The following is a 16692-nucleotide window of genomic DNA, read 5'->3' on the forward strand; positions in this document are numbered from 1 at the left end:
CCGTTCCCCCGCTGCGGCCGTATCCCGTGCGGACAGTCCTACGCCCGGTCACGGTCCGTCGCAATACCGTTTTCTGCGGTAACTCTCCGATTGTGACCGGGCCGTGATGAACAGTCAGGAGGGAACGGGGCAGGGCGGTCAGACAGGAGGATGGGAAGATCGATCCGAAAGCCGGACGGGTCGGAAGGCGGGAGCCCGGCGAGCGGGCCGGACGAATGGGTTGTCCGGCTGGGGTCTCCGGCTGGGGTCTCCCGGCTGGGTCAGATGAGCGCGGGCGCGGTGGGGGCGCCCGCCGACTGCGCCGCGCGCTGGAGCGCGCTGGCGAGCAGGGCCAGGTCCGTGGGCCCGTTGCCCAGCTCCCGCACCGGGCGCCGGGCGGGCGGGTCGCCCACGCGCTCCCAGTCCACCGCCACCGCGGTGGGGCGCTGCGTCGCCGTACGAGGTATCCGCCCGGTCACCCGGCCCGCCTGGAACGGCGTGGGCGCGCTGTCGTCGCGCCGCCGGTGCAGCTGCCCGCGGCCGATGGCCGCCTCCGCCGCCCCGGAGCCGGCGCCCGAGTCGGCGCCGGAGCCGGTGAGCGCTCCGGGCGCCGAGGGCGACAGCGGGCGGGCCTCCAGGGTGATCCACAGCCCGGCCCGCTCGGCCGCCGCCGTGTCCGCCGTACGGTCCGGGCGGCCGGAGGCGGCGATCAGATGCACCCCCAGGCGCGCGCCGTCGCGGGCGACCGCCTCCAGCGCCCGGACGACCGACCCGGCTGCCGGCCGGCCGGTGCTGCCCAGGGCGGGGGCGACCAGTGCGTCGAAGTCGTCGACGAGGACGACGAGCCGGGGCAGCGCGGCCGCTGCCGCGTCTTCCCTGCCGGGTTGGGTCGTCCGCAGCCGCAGGGTGCTGCCGGAGGCGGGGGCGTCGAGATCCCCCGCCCGCCGCGGCGCGACCACTCGCGCGCCGCTCACGTCCCCCGCCGGGGTGCCGCCGGTACCCGGCGAGTCCGCGTGTCCGCTGCCGCCGCTCATGCCCCGGGCGGCCGAGGCGTCACTCACGGCTGTACGACCGCCCGCGCCTCCGCCGTCGGTGCCCGCGTACGTGCCGCCGCCCGCGCGACTGCTCGCGCCGCGGGCTGAGGTGTCGTCGACGCTCGGACGCGCGCCTGTGCCGCGTCCCGGCGCGTAGCCCGCGTTCCGGGCCTCGGCGTCGGAGTGGCGGGCCGTGCCGCCGTCGGTGCTCGGACGCTCGCCCGCCCCGCGCACGGGGGCGTAGCCCGTGCTCCGGTCCGGGGCGTCCGGGCGGTGGGCCGTACTGCCGTCGTTGCCGATTCCCGCACGTCCGCCCGCACCGCGGGCCGAGGCGTCGCCGGTGCTCGGACGCTCGCCCGTGCTCCGGTCCGGGGTGTCGGGGCGCCTGGCCGTACCGCCGCCCGCGGCGGGGTCCGCCGCGGTGCTCGGGCGCGCGCCGCCGGGCCGCTGCGCGCCGACGCCGCCCGCGCTCCGCGCCGAGGCGGCGCTCACGCCCACGCTCCCCGCGTCGCCGCCCGTGGTCCAGGCGGGCGTGGCGGGGCGCTGGGCGTGCCAGGTGACGAAGTCCTGGTCGCCCAGCAGCTCCGCGCGCTGCTTGAGCTCCGAGCTGAGCGCCTGGGCGAACTCCCGCATCCGCACCGGGTCGGAGGCCGCCAGATACGTCGAGACCTGCGGCAGGTCCGTGCACACCCGCAGCCCCTCGCCGCGCTCCGCGCCCCCGCCGTCGACGAGCACGAGCCCGAGGCGGTCCGGGCGCTCGGCGGCCGCGAGCGAGGCGGCGAGCGACCGCAGCAGCTCGGTCTTGCCGGTGCCGGGCCCGCCGCCGATCAGCAGATGCGGGCCGTCGGCCACCAGGTCGACGACGAGCGGGCCGCGCGGGCCCGCGCCGAGCACGGCCAGGGCCTGGCCGCCGGCCGGGACCTCGTCGGCCGCGGCCGCCCAACGCGCCAGCAGGGACGCGGGCGTGGCCCGGGCCAGCCCCAACTCGTCCAGCAGCCGCGACGTACGCGGCAGCGGAGCGGCCGCCGCGCGGCCGGAGCCGCCGCCGTCCACCGCGGAGTCGGCCGGGCGCAGGGGCGCCAGGGCCCGCGCGAACCGCTCGGCCCACGCCGCCGACACCGCGTCCACGGTCGCCACCGCGCCCGCGGCCCCGTCCTGGCCGCCGCGGCGCACGATCTGGAGCCCCGTGGCGACATCGCCGCTGAGCAGCGCCGCCACCCCGCACGCGGCGAACACCGGGGACGCGGAACGGGCCGCCCCATAGCTCGCCGGCAGCGGGGACGTGGGAGAGGCGGCGGGCGCCTCCACCAGGGACAGCAGATGGACGCCGCCCGCCGGGCCGCCCAGTGCCAGGGCCGCGAGCGTCTCGCGCAGCGCCGCCGGGCCGGGGTCGCCGTCCACGACGACCAGCGTGTACGGGCCGGAGTGCCGGGCCGCGGCGGCGGCCACGGCCGCCGGGGACGCGGTGGCCCAGCCCGGCCCCGGCCGGCCGTCCTCCAGCCGCCGCACCAGCTCGTTCGTACGGGCCGTGGCCTGCTCCGGGTCGAAGGCCAGCAGCAGCCGGCAGTCCTGCCCGCGCAGCGGCTGCGCATGGGGCAGCCAGCCGAGCCACGACCACTCCGCGAGCCGCTCCGCGACGGCGCGCCGGTGGTCCGTGCTGACCAGGACGATCTCCAGCGCGGTGGGCGAGTGCAGCGCCGCCAGCTGCGCGACGACGGAGCGGGCGAGCCCGGCCAGCCGGGCGCGCGGGCCGGCCAGGCCCAGCGAGCCCGCCTCCCGCAGATCGACGGTCACGGGCGCGACGGGCAGCAGTCCGCCGCCCACGGCGGGCCGGTCGGTCGACCCCAGCCGCACGGTCAGCGCGTCCGGGTGCGCCGGGTCGCGCTCCCACAGGCGCGGGCCCGGGCCGAGCGCCGTCATCAGCACGGCGGCGGGATCGGGCCACCGCCGGTGCAGCGCGGCGGCTTCGGCGGCGGCCTGCCCGGCGACATCGCCGCCCGGCTCCGCGCCGTCCGCCTCGTCCCGCTCACCGGCGCCGAGCCCCGAGGCCAGCCGCCGCGCCCAGGCGCCTATCCCGCCCCGGCGCCGCACCTGTGCCCCGGCCACGTCATAGCCGCCCGGAAGCCCGCCCGGCTGCCCGCCGGGTGCTCCCGCGTGCGTATGGTCCGCGCCGCCGCCCGCTGCCGGTCCGCCGGGGGCTCCCGCGCCCGGCCGCGCCGGTTCGTCGGCCCGGCCGTGCCCCGGAGCGTCCTCCGCCCACGCCGCACCCGCGCCGGCCGCGCCGGTGGCGGCCCAGGGCCCCTGGCTCAACCCGGAGGCGCCGTAGTGCGTCGGGTTCTCGTCCGTCCCCGGCAGGGCGTGGTCGTCGGCGCGCCACCCGCCTCCCGCGCCGCGCGCGGCCGGGGCGCCGCCCGGCGCGGGGTGCCCGGCGTGGTTCCGGCTGCCCTGGTCGGCGTACGGCTCGCCGTACGCCGCCGTCGAGCCGTGGTCCTCCGGCACCTGGGGGACGCCCCCGCGCCGCGCGGCCGGGCCCCCGCCCGGGAGCCAGTCGCCCTGGCCCGTGGTGGTGGCGGCCGGGGCGGGGCCGGGGGAGGGCGGCGCCGGGGGCTGGGGGGTGACCCGCAGATGGCCCTCGCCGTCCGGGTGGGCCGGGAGGCGCTCCGGCGGTGCGGTGGAGGGGCCCGGGGCGCGCAGCCGGAGGGCGGACTCGCCGATGCGCAGCAGGGCCTCGGGCGGCAGGGGGACGGCGCGGGGGCCGACGGGGGCGCCGTCGACCGCGGTGCCGTTGGTCGAGCCGAGGTCGGCGATGGTGACCCGGCCGTCGTCGGCGACCGTCACCGCGCAGTGGATGCGGGAGACGTCGGGGTCGTCGAGGGGGACGTCCGCCTCGGCGGAGCGGCCGATGCGGACCTGGCCGCCGTGCAGCAGATGGACGCCGCCCGCGTCGGGCCCGGCCACCACGTCGAGCCGGACGGCCGCGTCCGGCGCGGCGGCCTCCGGCAGGCCCGGGTAGCCGGGGTAGCGATCGGGGTCGGCGGGGGTGTTGAGCGCCAGGACCGCGCCGTCCACCAGGGGCGGCTCGCCGAGGGCGCAGCGCTGTGCGTCGAGCCGCTCCGCCCCCGCGTACAGCACGGCGGCGCCGCTGCCGCCGCCCGTGTCGCAGCCGGCGGCGGCGAGGGCGGCGGCCAGGCCGCCGGTCACCGAGGCGAGGGCCGTGCCGGCCGGGGCGGTGATCAGCACGTCCACGGCGCAGGGCCCGGCGTGGACGTGGCCGGGCGCGGGCTGGCCCGGACGGCCCGGGTGGGCGCTGCGCGGCCCGAGGACGGTCAGCCGAATCTGCATAGCCGTCAACGGTCCCTTCTCTCCGAGGGGCCGGGCAGGGGCTGCCGCTTCCCCCACCGCCCCCAGGCGCGTCGGCACGTACAAGGTCCGTACGGGTGTACGGGCACGGCGCGCGGGTCCCCCCAGGCTCCCCGCCGCTTCCGTGCTGCGTGCATCCTCGCACTTGCCGCGGACATCCCGCCCGGCGACCGCCCTTTCGTGATCTTGATTGCTCGACTGACTGGCCGAAACTGGTCGATTGTGATCGGAGTAGGTGTCCTTCTGTCGCCAGACGGCGTAGATCGTTCCGGCGCTTGGCAACCATCTGTCCGGATCGTGCGTCTTCTCGGCAAGCTGAGCACTCCGAGCCATGCGCGCGGCACGTCCGCGGTGCATGCGCGGCTCGTACGGAGATCACTGCGGCATGTCACAGGGCCCCACTACAGTGGGGCGGACGCAGGCGATGCCGGCGACGCGAACCAGCAGTCGGCAGGACGCGGACAACGCAAACAACGCAAACAACATGGACCACGACCAGGGAGCGCATGACGTGCGGCCGGTAGGCAGCAAGTACCTGCTCGAGGAGCCGCTCGGACGCGGAGCCACGGGCACCGTCTGGCGAGCCCGCCAGCGGGAGGCGGCGGGCTCCGAGGCCGCCGTGGCCGGTCAGCCCGGCGAGACCGTCGCGATCAAGGTCCTCAAGGAGGAGCTCGCGAACGACGCGGAGATCGTGATGCGCTTTCTGCGCGAGCGCTCCGTGCTGCTCCGGCTCACCCACCCCAACATCGTGCGCACCCGCGACCTGGTCGTCGAGGGTGATCTGCTCGCCCTGGTCATGGACCTGATCGACGGCCCGGACCTGCACAACTACCTGCGTGGCAACGGCCCGTTCACCCCCGTGGCCGGCGCCCTGCTGATGGCGCAGATCGCCGACGCGCTCGCCGCCAGCCACGCGGACGGCGTGGTGCACCGCGACCTCAAACCCGCCAACGTGCTGCTGGCCGGCACGGGCGAGGGCGAGGAGATGCACCCGATGCTGACCGACTTCGGCATCGCGCGCCTCGCGGACTCGCCCGGCCTCACCCGCACCCATGAGTTCGTCGGCACGCCCGCCTATGTGGCGCCGGAGTCCGCCGAGGGCCGCCCGCAGACCTCCGCGGTGGACATCTACGGCGCCGGGATCATGCTGTACGAGCTGGTCACCGGCCGTCCGCCGTTCGCGGGCAACACCGCGCTCGAGGTGCTGCACCGGCATCTGAGCGAGGAGCCGCGCCGCCCCACCACCGTGCCCGAGCCGCTGTGGACGGTCATAGAGCGCTGTCTGCGCAAGAGCCCGGAGGACCGGCCCAGCGCCGAGAACCTGGCCCGCGCGCTGCGCGTGGTCGCCGCGGGCGTCGGGGTGCACGCCTCGCCCGCGCAGGCCGAGGCCGCACTCGGCGTTGGCGCGCTGCTCGCCCCGGACCCGGCGCCCGCCCCGGTGCCCGACACCGACCCCGCGGGTGCCGCCGACCCGACCCAGGTGCTGCCGTCCAACGCGGGCCCCGGCGCCGGCGGGTACGACCCCGCGGCGGCCACCAGCGTGCTGCCGCAGACCGGCGGCCCCGGGGGCGGCCCGAGCGCCGACCCCACCCAGGTGCTGCCCGCGGGCTCCGGCCCGGCCGGCGGCGCCGACCCGACCCGCGCGATGCCGCCCGTGCCGCCCGGCGGCCAGGGCCCGGGAGACGACCAGCCGCACCCCTGGCAGAGCCAGCTGCGCGCGGCGCGGGACCGCAACGACCAGACGCAGGTCCAGTACCTCGACCCGAGCGAGGACCCGCTGCGCCGCCGCCCGCAGCGCCGCCCCGCTCCGCAGCCGCCGCAGCAGTATCAGCAGCCCCAGCAGTACCAGCCGCAGCAATACCAGCCCCAGCAGCCGCCCCAGCAGCCGCCGCGCCGGCAGCAGCGGCGTCAGCAGCAGCCGCAGCCGTACGCCCAGCAGCAGCCCCAGGGCTACGCCCCGGCGCCGCACCACCCCCAGCAGCCGCAGCCCCAGCACTACGCGCCGCCCCCGCAGCCGCAGCAGCCCGAGCCGCGCCAGCCCCGGCAGCGCAGCTCCAGCCCGATGAAGATCCCCGGCATGGGGTGCCTCAAGGGCTGTCTGTTCGTGATCGTGATCCTGATCGTGGGTTCCTGGCTGGTCTGGGAGCTGACCCCGCTCAAGGACTGGATCGCCGAGGGCAAGAGCTACTGGGACGCGGTCACCGGCTGGATCACCGACGTGAAGGACTGGATCGCCGGCCTCGGCGGCCCCAGCTGATCCCCGGCGCCGCCGGCCGCCCCTGACGGCCCCGCGCTCTGCCCGGGCGCCCCGGCAGGCCGGGGCGCCCTCAGCCGCTTCCGGGGCGCCCCCGGCCGCCCCGGGGCGGTCCGAGCTGCTCGGCCGCCCCGTGCCCACCCTCGGCGGGCCGCGGCCGCCAACGCCCCTCGCGACTAAGGGGATTTGTCGACATCCGAGGGGTGTTTTCCGCACAGAAGTGACAGTTGGCGCTGTCCATGGCACCCAACGCGCCGGTAGCCGCGTAGCTTTGTCGCCAACGTGCCCCCTGTCGAAGGATTCGGAGCAGTCTTGTCACGGAAGATCGGCAGCCGGTACACCGCCAACCAGGTCCTTGGCCGCGGCAGTGCCGGGACGGTGTGGCTGGGCGAGGGTCCCGAGGGCCCGGTCGCCATCAAGCTGCTGCACGAGGAACTCTCCTCCGACCAGGAGCTCGTCGGCCGCTTCGTCCAGGAGCGCACCGCGCTGCTGAGCCTGGACCACCCCCGGGTGGTCGGCGTGCGCGACCTCGTCGTCGACGGCAACGACCTGGCCCTGGTCATGGACCTGGTGCGCGGCACCGACCTGCGCACCCGGCTCGACCGCGAGCGGCGGCTGGCCCCCGAGGCGGCCGTCGCCATCGCGGCGGACATCGCCGACGCCCTGGCCGCGGCCCACGCGGCCGGGATCGTGCACCGCGACGTCAAGCCGGAGAACGTCCTGCTGGACATGCAGGGCCCGCTGGGACCCGGCGGCTCCCACCCGGCCCTGCTGACCGACTTCGGCGTGGCCCGCCTGGTGGACGCGCCGCGCCGGGCGCGCTCGCAGGGCACCGCCCAGGGACGCCCGCAGGGCGGCGCCCAGGGACGCTCGCCGAACCCGCGCAGCGTGATAGGCACCCCGGACTATCTCGCCCCCGAGATCGTCGAGGGGCTGCCGCCGCGGGCGAGCGTCGATGTGTACGCCCTCGCCACGGTCCTGTACGAGCTCCTGGCGGGCTTCACCCCCTTCGGCGGCGGCCACCCCGGCGCGATCCTGCGCCGCCATGTGACGGAGACCGTCGCGCCGCTGCCCGGCATCCCCGACGAGCTGTGGCAGCTGCTGGTCCAGTGCCTCGCCAAGGCGCCCGCCTCCCGGCTGCGCGCCTCCGAGCTGGCGGCCCGGCTGCGCGAGGTGCTGCCGTCGCTGGCCGGCTACCCGCCGCTGGACATCGACGAGCCCGACGAGTCCGGGGCCGAGCCGGAGGGCCGGTACGACGAGGCGCCGACCCCGCGCCGCGTCCCGGCCGCCGAGAAGCCGCAGCGGCGCCGCGGCGCGGTGCCGCTGGTGCCCGGGGCGGTGCCCGACTCCAGCCGCGAGACGCACACCAGCATGCGGGTGCCCAGCGCGGACGAGCTCGCCGGGGGCCCGCACGGCACGGCGCGCGCCCCCCGGGTCAGCGGCCAGCGCCGCGCGGGCTCGGCCCGCAACCGGCCGGTGTCGGAGGCGGTGCGCCGCCGCCGGGTCAGGCTCGCCGTGGTCGCGGGCGCGCTGCTGGCCGCGGTGGGGATCGGCGGCTGGCTCGCCTCCGGCGGCGACGAGAGCGAGGAGCAGCCGAAGGGCGGCGAGCACTCGGCCCCGGCGGACTCCGGCAGCCGCTGAGGACCGGGGCGGTCGGGCGCCCGTGGGCCCGGTCGCCCGCCCGTCCGGTTACGCTGGTCCCGTGGCAGTCGTCGATGTATCCGAAGAGCTGAAGTCCCTCTCCTCGACCATGGGGTCGATCGAGGCCGTCCTGGACCTCGACAAGATGAGGGCCGACATCGCCGTGCTCGAGGAGCAGGCGGCGGCCCCCTCCCTGTGGGACGACCCGGAGAGCGCGCAGAAGATCACCAGCAAGCTGTCCTATCTCCAGGGCCACCTGCGCAGGGCGGAGGAGCTCCGCGGCCGCATCGACGACCTCGAAGTGCTCTTCGAGCTCGCCGACGCCGAGGACGACGCCGACGCCCGCGCCGAGGCCGCCGCCGAGCTGGAGTCGGTGCGCAAGGCGGTCGACGAGATGGAGGTGCGCACCCTCCTGTCCGGCGAGTACGACTCCCGTGAGGCGCTCGTCAACATCCGGGCCGAGGCGGGTGGCGTGGACGCCGCGGACTTCGCCGAGCAGCTCCAGCGGATGTATCTGCGCTGGGCCGAGCGCCATGGCTACAAGACCGAGGTTTACGAGACGTCGTACGCGGAAGAGGCCGGCATCAAGTCGACCACCTTCGCCGTCCAGATCCCGTACGCGTACGGCACCCTCTCCGTCGAGCAGGGCACCCACCGTCTGGTGCGCATCTCGCCGTTCGACAACCAGGGCCGCCGTCAGACGTCCTTCGCGGGCGTCGAGGTGCTGCCCGTGGTCGAGCAGACCGACCACATCGAGATCGACGAGTCCGAGCTGCGCGTCGACGTCTACCGCTCCTCGGGCCCCGGCGGCCAGGGCGTCAACACCACGGACTCCGCGGTGCGCTTGACCCACATCCCGACCGGCATCGTGGTCTCCTGCCAGAACGAGCGCTCGCAGATCCAGAACAAGGCGACCGCGATGAACGTGCTCCAGGCCAAGCTGCTCGAGCGGCGCCGCCAGGAGGAGCAGGCCAGGATGGACGCGCTCAAGGGCGACGGCGGCAATTCCTGGGGCAACCAGATGCGTTCGTACGTCCTCCACCCGTACCAGATGGTCAAGGACCTGCGGACGGAGTACGAGGTCGGCAACCCCCAGGCGGTCCTCGACGGCGAGCTGGACGGATTTCTCGAAGCGGGGATCCGCTGGCGCAAGCAGCAGCAGAAGTAACTCGACCGTGCGGATCCCCTGCGAGAGAAACGACAAACACAGCCTCGAAGCGGGGATCCGCTGGCGCAAGCAGCAGGAGCAGCAGAAGTAACCCTCCTCGCCGCGCTTCCCCTTCGCCCGCCGCCTGACGGCCGTTCGTCCCTGGCTTGACCGTCAATTGGTCACAGTCCTGTACCCATGCATCCGCCAACCACCTCCATAGCGGACATCTTGTGCGCAATGACCTTGACGGTCATATGAAAAGTGGGAAAGCTGACGCGCGGCATGCGTATGTGCTGGGGCGCGTGTGAATGGGGGGCGTGCGGATCGCCTTGTCTGGCCGGTCCCGTGGATCAGAACTCCCCGCAGAGCGTTGTTCCGTGCATAGCTGCTCCATCGACGAGTACAGCTACTGGGGGTAGCAGGCAGATGACGAAGAAGACGCGGCTGCGCGTCGCGCGGATCGCGGCCGGCGCCGTGATCGCCGCGGGCGCGTCGCTGACGGCGGCCGGTGCCGCATCGGCCGTGGGCATCGACGTCGGTATCGGCGGCGTGGAGGCTTCGGTCACCGTCGGCGCGGACGACCCGACCGAGGACCCGACCGGGGACCCGACCGACGACCCGACGTCGATCCCCGAGCCGACGGACGACCCGACGACCAACCCGCCCACGAGCGACCCGACGGACGACCCGACCACGAATCCGCCGACGAGCGACCCGACGGACGACCCGACCACCACCCCGCCCACGAGCGACCCGACGGGCGAGCCCACCGGTGAGCCGACCGGTAAGCCGACCGGCAAGCCGACGCCCGAGCCGACCCAGTCGCCCGGCGGCAACGGCGGTGGCGGTGGCGGCAGCGACGACTCCAACACCTGCACGGTGGAGCTCGACGGCACCGACTGCCAGGACAACACCGACACCGACAGCGCCGGCGCCAAGCCGGTCGAGCAGAGCAAGCCCAAGGAGGAGCTGGCCGAGACCGGTGCCTCCGAGACCACCTTCCTGCTGATCGGCGCCGCGACGATGATCGCGGGCGGCATCGGCTTCCGCCTCATGCCGCGTCTGGTCAACCGCAACACCGTGGCCTGATCGGATCACACACACCAGGGGCCCGGAGTGCGGCGTCACTCCGGGCCCCTCGTGCGTGTCTGTGTTGTTCGGCACACGGCTTCTCGGGCACGCCACGACCACGCGGTCGTCACACAGTGTGAGACGCGCCGCGCGAGTCGCTACGATCCGTTATGCCGCGGCCACCTGGTGGGCGAGCAGGGCCACGGCGATCAGCGCGACCAGCAGCGCTATCAGGGCGGCCGGCGTCACCCCGCCGAAGGGGCCCTCCTGCTGCATGCGCTCTCTGCTGGCCCGGCAGACCGGGCAGCGGCCCTCGCTGACGGGGCTCGCGCAGTTGGCGCAGACAAGCCTGTCATACGTCATGCGCTCTTCTCCTCCCGCGCGGCGATGCCGCAGTAGACACGGGGCCAACGCTCTGGAAAATGTGTTGGTTCCCCTTCCACTGTGCCAGCTTCCGCCCGGTTCGGCGCGCCCCGCACGGTTCCGTACCGCATCCGTACCGGTTCCGTAGCTGTTTCGGACAGCTCAGCGGGAGGGTTGTCAACCGTTTGCCCCCAATAGTGCCGTGAATCAGCGCACCAACCCCGAACGGCGACTGCGAGGTCGTGCGCGGTTCGCGTATGGTCACGCACACCGACGGGAGCCGCCGAGCGGCCACCCGTACCCCTATCCAGGTCGACCGTGGTGCTTCAGTGATCCGATTCGACAACGTAACCAAGACCTACCCCAAGCAGAACCGTCCTGCACTCCGGGATGTTTCGCTCGAGATCGAGAAGGGGGAGTTCGTCTTCTTGGTGGGCTCCTCGGGGTCGGGTAAATCCACCTTTCTCCGTCTGTTGCTGCGTGAGGAGCGGGCCAGCCACGGCGCGGTCCATGTGCTGGGCAAGGACCTTGCGAGGCTCTCCAACTGGAAGGTGCCGCAGATGCGCCGCCAGCTGGGCACGGTCTTCCAGGATTTCCGGCTGCTCCCCAACAAGACGGTGGGCGAGAATGTGGCCTTCGCACTGGAGGTGATCGGCAAGCCGCGCGCTGCCATCCGTAAGACCGTCCCCGAGGTGCTGGACCTGGTGGGACTGGGCGGAAAGCAGGACCGCATGCCCGGGGAGCTCTCCGGTGGTGAGCAGCAGCGGGTCGCCATCGCCCGCGCGTTCGTCAACCGGCCGATGCTGCTGATCGCGGACGAGCCGACCGGAAACCTGGACCCGCAGACTTCCGTCGGCATCATGAAGCTGCTGGACCGGATCAACCGGACCGGGACCACGGTCGTGATGGCCACGCACGATCAGCAGATCGTCGACCAGATGCGCAAGCGCGTGATCGAACTTGAAAAGGGCCGTCTCGTGCGCGACCAGTCCCGCGGCGTTTACGGCTACCAGCACTGAAAGGACGCCATGCGCGCCCAGTTCGTCCTGTCGGAGATCGGCGTCGGTCTCCGCCGCAATCTGACCATGACCTTCGCGGTGATCGTCTCCGTCGCGCTCTCGCTCGCCCTGTTCGGTGGGTCCCTGCTCATGCGCGAGCAGGTGAGCACGATGAAGGGTTACTGGTACGACAAGGTCAACGTCTCCATCTTCCTGTGCAACAAGCAGGACAAGGAGACCACGCCCAACTGCTCGAAGGGCGAGGTCACCGACGCGCAGAAGGCCGAGATCCGCTCCGAGCTCAAGCAGATGAGCATCGTCGAGAGCGTCGATTTCGAGACGTCGAAAGAGGCGTTCGAGCACTACCAGGAGGAGTTCGCCGACTCGCCGCTGGCCGCCTCGCTGACCGCGGACCAGATGCAGGAGTCCTTCCGGATCAAGCTCAAGGACCCCGAGAAGTACAAGGTGATCACCACCGCCTTCGCCGGCCGCCCCGGGGTGCAGGAGGTGCAGGACCAGAAGGAAGTGGTCGACGACCTCTTCAACCTCCTCAACGGCATGAACTACGCGGCGCTGGGGGTGATGTCGCTGATGCTGATCGTCGCGCTGATGCTGATCGTCAACACGGTGCGGGTGTCGGCCTTCTCCCGCCGCCGGGAGACCGGGATCATGCGGCTGGTCGGCGCGTCCAGCTTCTACATCCAGATGCCGTTCATCCTGGAGGCGGCCCTCGCGGGCCTGCTGGGCGCGGGTTTCGCCTGTGTGCTGCTGGTGGGCGGCTACTACTTCCTGGTCAAGAACTGGCTGGCCGGCCAGATCAAGGTGATCAACTTCATCGGCGGCGACGCGGTGCTGGCCAAGCTGCCGCTGGTGCTGGCGATCGGGCTGCTGATGCCCGCCCTCGCGGCGTTCTTCGCGCTCCGCAAGTACCTCAAGGTGTGACATTCGTCCAGGGCGCCGTACCTCACAACCCCCGGTACGGCGCCCCGCGTTGCCCTACACTCACCGGCATGTCGGGCCCGTGTTTGTTCGTCCGGCCCCGCCGCATTCGCCGTGGGGCAACCCTGACTGTGGTGTTTGTGAGTGTGCTGGCCACCGGGGCCGCCGTCGGCTCCTGGGGTGCCGAGGCCGAGGACGGCCGGGACCCGGCCGCCGCCCGGATACCGTCCCGCTCCGTGTCGAGCACCGTCGAGAGCGCCGAGGTCAAGGCGGCCGCGGCGGAGGCCGAGGAGGACGGCGAGTCCGGCTCCGAGGCCGCCCGGGAGGTGGTCAGCCGCAGCGGCGACCGATGGGGCGCGGTCTACAGCGCCCGCGAGTACGAGGGCTTCCGCCGGAATCTGGACGGCGAGTACGTGGGCGTGGGGATCTCCGCCCGCGCGGGGCGGGGCGGGGCGATCGAGGTGGACCGCGTCCAGCCCGGCAGCCCCGCCCAGAAGGCCGGGATCCGGGCCGGCGACCGGCTGCGCGCCGTGGACGGCCGGTCGGTGACCGGCCGCCCGGTCACCGAGGTGGTCTCCTGGCTGCGCGGTGGCGCGGACGACACCGTGGGCAGCCGGGTCGAGGTCGGGCTGCGGCGCGGCGAGCACAGCTGGCGGCAGACCCTGTGGCGGGCGCGGCTGGCCACCGAACCGGTGACCGTCGACCGCCTCACCGACCAGCACCCCGCCGCCGTCCGGATCAAGGTCGACGCCTTCACCAGAGGCGCGGGCGAGCGGGTCCGCCGCGAGGTGCGGGCCATCCCCGAGGGTGAGGGGATCCTGCTCGACCTGCGCGGCAACTCCGGCGGCCTGGTCTCCGAGGCCGCCACCACCGCCTCCTCCTTCCTGGACGGCGGCCTGATCGCCACCTACGACGTCCGGGGGGAACAGCGGGTGCTGGAGGCCCACCGGGGCGGCGACACCGACTCCCCCCTCGTCGTCCTCGTCGACGGCGGCACCATGAGCGCCGCCGAGATGCTCACCGGCGCGCTTCAGGACCGCCGCCGGGCCGTGGTCGTCGGCTCCCGGACCTTCGGCAAGGGGTCCGTCCAGATGCCCAGCGAGCTCCCCGACGGCTCGGTCGCCGAGCTCACCGTCGGCCACTACCGCACCCCCGCGGGGCGTAGCGTCGACGGCAAGGGGATCACCCCCGACCTGTCCGTCGGCGACGACGACTCGCGGGGCGCCGAAACGCGCGCGCGGACAGTATTGAGTGGCCTCGGAGGCGGGGCTTAGTGCGAGAATGGCCGGGCTATGGCTAAAGAGACGGGGCGCAAGCTGATCGCGCAGAACAAGAAGGCGCGACACGACTACCACATTCTGGACACGTACGAGTGCGGTCTGGTGCTGACCGGCACCGAGGTCAAGTCGCTGCGGCAGGGCCGGGCCTCACTGGTGGACGGCTTCGCGCAGCTCGACGGCGGCGAGGCGTGGCTGCACAACGTGCACATTCCGGAGTACAGCCAGGGGACGTGGACCAACCACGCCGCTCGCCGCAAGCGGAAGCTGCTGCTGCACCGCGCGGAGATCGACAAGCTGATCGGCAAGACGCAGGAGACCGGGCACACCCTGGTCCCGCTGGCGCTGTACTTCAAGGACGGCCGGGCCAAGGTCGAGATCGCCCTGGCCAAGGGCAAGAAGGAGTACGACAAGCGGCAGACCCTGCGCGAGAAGCAGGACCGGCGCGAGTCCGACCGGGCGATCTCCGCGGCGCGGCGGCGGCAGCGGGCCTGACCGGCGGGAATACGCTGGCACTGCCGTGCGTTGTTCCCGTACGATGAGGCTGCACACCCCTTCAGGGGAGTGTGGCACCACCTTGATAACACCACATGGGGATGATCGGTTTCGACAGCGGCTGTCGAAGCAGGGGAAGCGAGCCGAGGAAGCGGCAATGATCTCGTTAACCATATGCCGAAACCAATAATCGCCAACACCAAGCGCGATTCCTTCGCCCTCGCTGCCTAAGTAGCGACTTGCGAAGTGTCAGCCCGGGGCTGTTCCCGACCCGGATCCTGGCATCAGCTAGGGGACTAAACCACTAGACCCGGCCACGGGGCCTGGTGGGAAATCAAACAGTGGCTGAGCCCGTCGGAGACTTGTCCGCGTGATCTCCGGGGCTGAGAAAATCACAGCGGACTGCGCTCGGAGAAGTCCTGGTTCCACACCGTTGGACGCGGGTTCGATTCCCGCCATCTCCACTCATCCCATGTACGACGAGGGCCCCGCGGTCAACCGACCGCGGGGCCCTCGTCGCGTTCCGGCGCGCCCCGAAAGGGGCGCTGGACTGCTGATCAGCCGATTCAAGGTTTTCGCCAGGTTGCGGCAATGCCTTCCACACATCGTGGTCGCGTACGGCAGACGGCACGAGGAAGGATTCGATCATGCGGAAGTCCGGTGTTCCCGCGCTCATCCTCGCACTCCTGGCGGGGGGAGGTGCGATGGCGGCGGCCCCGGCGGGAGCCGCGGCCCCGGAGGAGATCACCGTGTACGTGGACCCCGATGTGCCTGCCGGGGAAGCCCGTGCCCGCAGCGGGCGGACGGCCGGCGACGCCGTCGCCTCGTTCGAAGAGGCCGAGCGGATTCTCAGGAGCAAGGGTGCGATCAACGCCAGGATCCTCACCCCCGGTGGCACGTACTACCCCGAGAAGGAGATCAACTGGTCCTATGACCCACCGGGCGGCGATCTGACGTTCGCGGCGGTGCCGGGCACGGGGAAAGTCGTCTTCGACGGCTCGCGGGGAAACCGGGCCGCGGCGGCGTCCGGCTACTACATGACGATCACGTCGGCCAACAGCAACATCACCGTCTCGGGCCGGACGATCCAGCGCTACACCAACGGCGGCATCCGGATCCGCGGCGGGTCGGGAGACCGGGTGAACAACGTCACCATCAAGGGAAACACGTTCCGGTACCTCGGCAACAAACACAGCTCCGGCGGCATCGGCTACGGGGGCGTCCACATCACCAGCTCCTCCAAGGTCAAGATCACCGGGAACAAGTTCTATTACTTGGAGAACAGGAGCAGCCCAGGCGCCATCCACGGCGTCTATCTCGCCAACGCCACCAACTCCAGCGTCATCTCCGGCAACCGGTTCGGCTATGTCTCGGGTGATCCGATCCGGACCAGGAACAACAGCAAGAACAACACCGTCAGCGGCAACAAGTTCTGGCGGGCCGGGACGTACGCGATCTTCAGCGACTGGCGGTTCAGCGGGGAGGCCTGCGGCAGGGGAAACGTCTTCAAGAACAACGTGGTCGGCCGAACCTCGTACTACGGAAAGAAGTTCGGCTCGGCCAAACAGGGCAAGGTCAAGCCGATCAAGATCCTGATGTGGGGACATGACGCCCCCACCAACGCCAACCTGGGCGGCTGCAGCCCGGCGCCGGTGAAGAGCGGCGGCGGGAACCGGTATGTGACCTCACGGCCCTGGTAAGGGACCTCGGTCGGCGCGGAACTCAGGTGAGGCGGTGTTCCCAGCACAGCGCGGGCCCGTCGCCGATCCAGTACGTGTGGGTGTGGGGGGTGACGCGGAGCCGCACAGTGCTGATGTCCAGGCGTCCGGCGTCCTGCCAGCGCTGGGCGCCGGGCGCGGCGAGTTGGGCGAGGAAGGCGGGCATCCACTGCTCCAGCAGTGTCGGCGGCACCTTCGCCTCGCGCTCGCTGTCGGCGTAGGCGGTGCGCGCCGACAGGTCCCCGGCGAGCGGTGTGGCGGCCTGGGAGCGGGCCTGCATGAACGACGATTCCCCGATGATCAGCCCCTCGGCCGTGCCGTCGTCGTTCTCGGCTGGGGCTGGACGGCCCCGTCGCCGGGTCGCTCCCGATTGGAGGCATGGACTTGTGGTGAGTTTGAGACGACGACACGCC

11 protein-coding genes, 1 other RNA gene and 1 pseudogene are annotated in these 16692 nt (G+C 73.0%); 10 read left to right on the plus strand and 3 right to left on the minus strand.

Annotated features, from left to right (window positions below):
* Positions 1–260 precede the first annotated feature (260 nt).
* Positions 261–4355 carry an FHA domain-containing protein gene (locus ACH4S9_RS00190; RefSeq protein WP_398368852.1) on the minus strand — a complete coding sequence of 1365 codons (4095 nt, stop codon included), beginning with the start codon at positions 4353–4355 and terminating at the stop codon, positions 261–263.
* A 529-nt stretch (positions 4356–4884) separates the two neighbouring features.
* Between ACH4S9_RS00190 and ACH4S9_RS00195 the strand changes: the two genes are divergently transcribed.
* The 4 genes from ACH4S9_RS00195 (at position 4885) to ACH4S9_RS00210 (ending at position 10507) form a co-directional block, all read left to right on the plus strand.
* On the plus strand, positions 4885–6630 hold the full coding sequence (locus ACH4S9_RS00195; protein ID WP_398370465.1) for a serine/threonine-protein kinase: 1746 nt from the start codon (positions 4885–4887) through the stop codon (positions 6628–6630).
* A gap of 309 nt (positions 6631–6939) precedes the next feature.
* Positions 6940–8268, plus strand: coding sequence for a serine/threonine-protein kinase (locus ACH4S9_RS00200; protein ID WP_385340241.1), 1329 nt, complete (start codon positions 6940–6942; stop codon positions 8266–8268).
* 61 nt (positions 8269–8329) lie between these two features.
* Positions 8330–9436, plus strand: coding sequence for a peptide chain release factor 2 (gene prfB / locus ACH4S9_RS00205; RefSeq protein ID WP_311727421.1), 1107 nt, complete (start codon positions 8330–8332; stop codon positions 9434–9436).
* 408 nt (positions 9437–9844) lie between these two features.
* Entirely contained in the window at positions 9845–10507 is a 663-nt protein-coding gene (locus tag ACH4S9_RS00210) for an LPXTG cell wall anchor domain-containing protein (protein ID WP_398368855.1), read from the plus strand.
* A gap of 150 nt (positions 10508–10657) precedes the next feature.
* Here the strand turns inward: ACH4S9_RS00210 and ACH4S9_RS00215 are convergent, their stop codons facing one another.
* Positions 10658–10852: a hypothetical protein gene (locus ACH4S9_RS00215; RefSeq protein WP_311727419.1), complete on the minus strand. Its 195-nt coding sequence runs from the start codon at positions 10850–10852 to the stop codon at positions 10658–10660.
* Positions 10853–11181: 329 nt separating this feature from the next.
* Here ACH4S9_RS00215 and ftsE point away from each other — a divergent pair, with 329 nt between their 5' ends.
* The 6 genes from ftsE (at position 11182) to ACH4S9_RS00245 (ending at position 16261) form a co-directional block, all read left to right on the plus strand.
* Complete coding sequence (gene ftsE / locus ACH4S9_RS00220; protein ID WP_311727417.1) at positions 11182–11871, plus strand: cell division ATP-binding protein FtsE; 690 nt, start codon at positions 11182–11184, stop codon at positions 11869–11871.
* 9 nt (positions 11872–11880) lie between these two features.
* Positions 11881–12792: a permease-like cell division protein FtsX gene (gene ftsX, locus ACH4S9_RS00225; protein WP_311727415.1), complete on the plus strand. Its 912-nt coding sequence runs from the start codon at positions 11881–11883 to the stop codon at positions 12790–12792.
* Between the two features lie 68 nt (positions 12793–12860).
* Positions 12861–14063, plus strand: a complete 1203-nt coding sequence (locus ACH4S9_RS00230; protein ID WP_398368858.1) for a S41 family peptidase — start codon at positions 12861–12863, stop codon at positions 14061–14063.
* Between the two features lie 18 nt (positions 14064–14081).
* Positions 14082–14561: an SsrA-binding protein SmpB gene (gene smpB / locus ACH4S9_RS00235; RefSeq protein ID WP_311727413.1), complete on the plus strand. Its 480-nt coding sequence runs from the start codon at positions 14082–14084 to the stop codon at positions 14559–14561.
* 97 nt (positions 14562–14658) lie between these two features.
* Positions 14659–15028, plus strand: a transfer-messenger RNA (tmRNA) gene (gene ssrA, locus ACH4S9_RS00240).
* Positions 15029–15208: 180 nt separating this feature from the next.
* A complete protein-coding gene (locus ACH4S9_RS00245) occupies positions 15209–16261 on the plus strand; it encodes a right-handed parallel beta-helix repeat-containing protein (RefSeq protein WP_398368861.1) in 1053 nt (350 codons plus the stop codon).
* 22 nt (positions 16262–16283) lie between these two features.
* Here the strand turns inward: ACH4S9_RS00245 and ACH4S9_RS00250 are convergent.
* Positions 16284–16604: pseudogene (locus ACH4S9_RS00250) on the minus strand (methyltransferase); the annotation flags it as partial.
* Between the last annotated feature and the right edge of the window lie 88 nt (positions 16605–16692).

The organism is Streptomyces sp. NPDC021225, from assembly GCF_044332865.1.
GTDB lineage: Bacteria > Actinomycetota > Actinomycetes > Streptomycetales > Streptomycetaceae > Streptomyces.

Excerpts from the sequence above, each read along its gene's own strand:
- ACH4S9_RS00215 (WP_311727419.1), bottom strand. The coding sequence starts at position 10,852 with ATGACGTATGACAGGCTTGTCTGCGCCAACTGCGCGAGCCCCGTCAGC.
- ftsX (WP_311727415.1), top strand. The coding sequence starts at position 11,881 with ATGCGCGCCCAGTTCGTCCTGTCGGAGATCGGCGTCGGTCTCCGCCGC.
- smpB (WP_311727413.1), top strand. The coding sequence starts at position 14,082 with ATGGCTAAAGAGACGGGGCGCAAGCTGATCGCGCAGAACAAGAAGGCG.
- ACH4S9_RS00190 (WP_398368852.1), bottom strand. The coding sequence starts at position 4,355 with ATGCAGATTCGGCTGACCGTCCTCGGGCCGCGCAGCGCCCACCCGGGC.
- ACH4S9_RS00210 (WP_398368855.1), top strand. The coding sequence starts at position 9,845 with ATGACGAAGAAGACGCGGCTGCGCGTCGCGCGGATCGCGGCCGGCGCC.
- ACH4S9_RS00230 (WP_398368858.1), top strand. The coding sequence starts at position 12,861 with ATGTCGGGCCCGTGTTTGTTCGTCCGGCCCCGCCGCATTCGCCGTGGG.
- ACH4S9_RS00245 (WP_398368861.1), top strand. The coding sequence starts at position 15,209 with ATGCGGAAGTCCGGTGTTCCCGCGCTCATCCTCGCACTCCTGGCGGGG.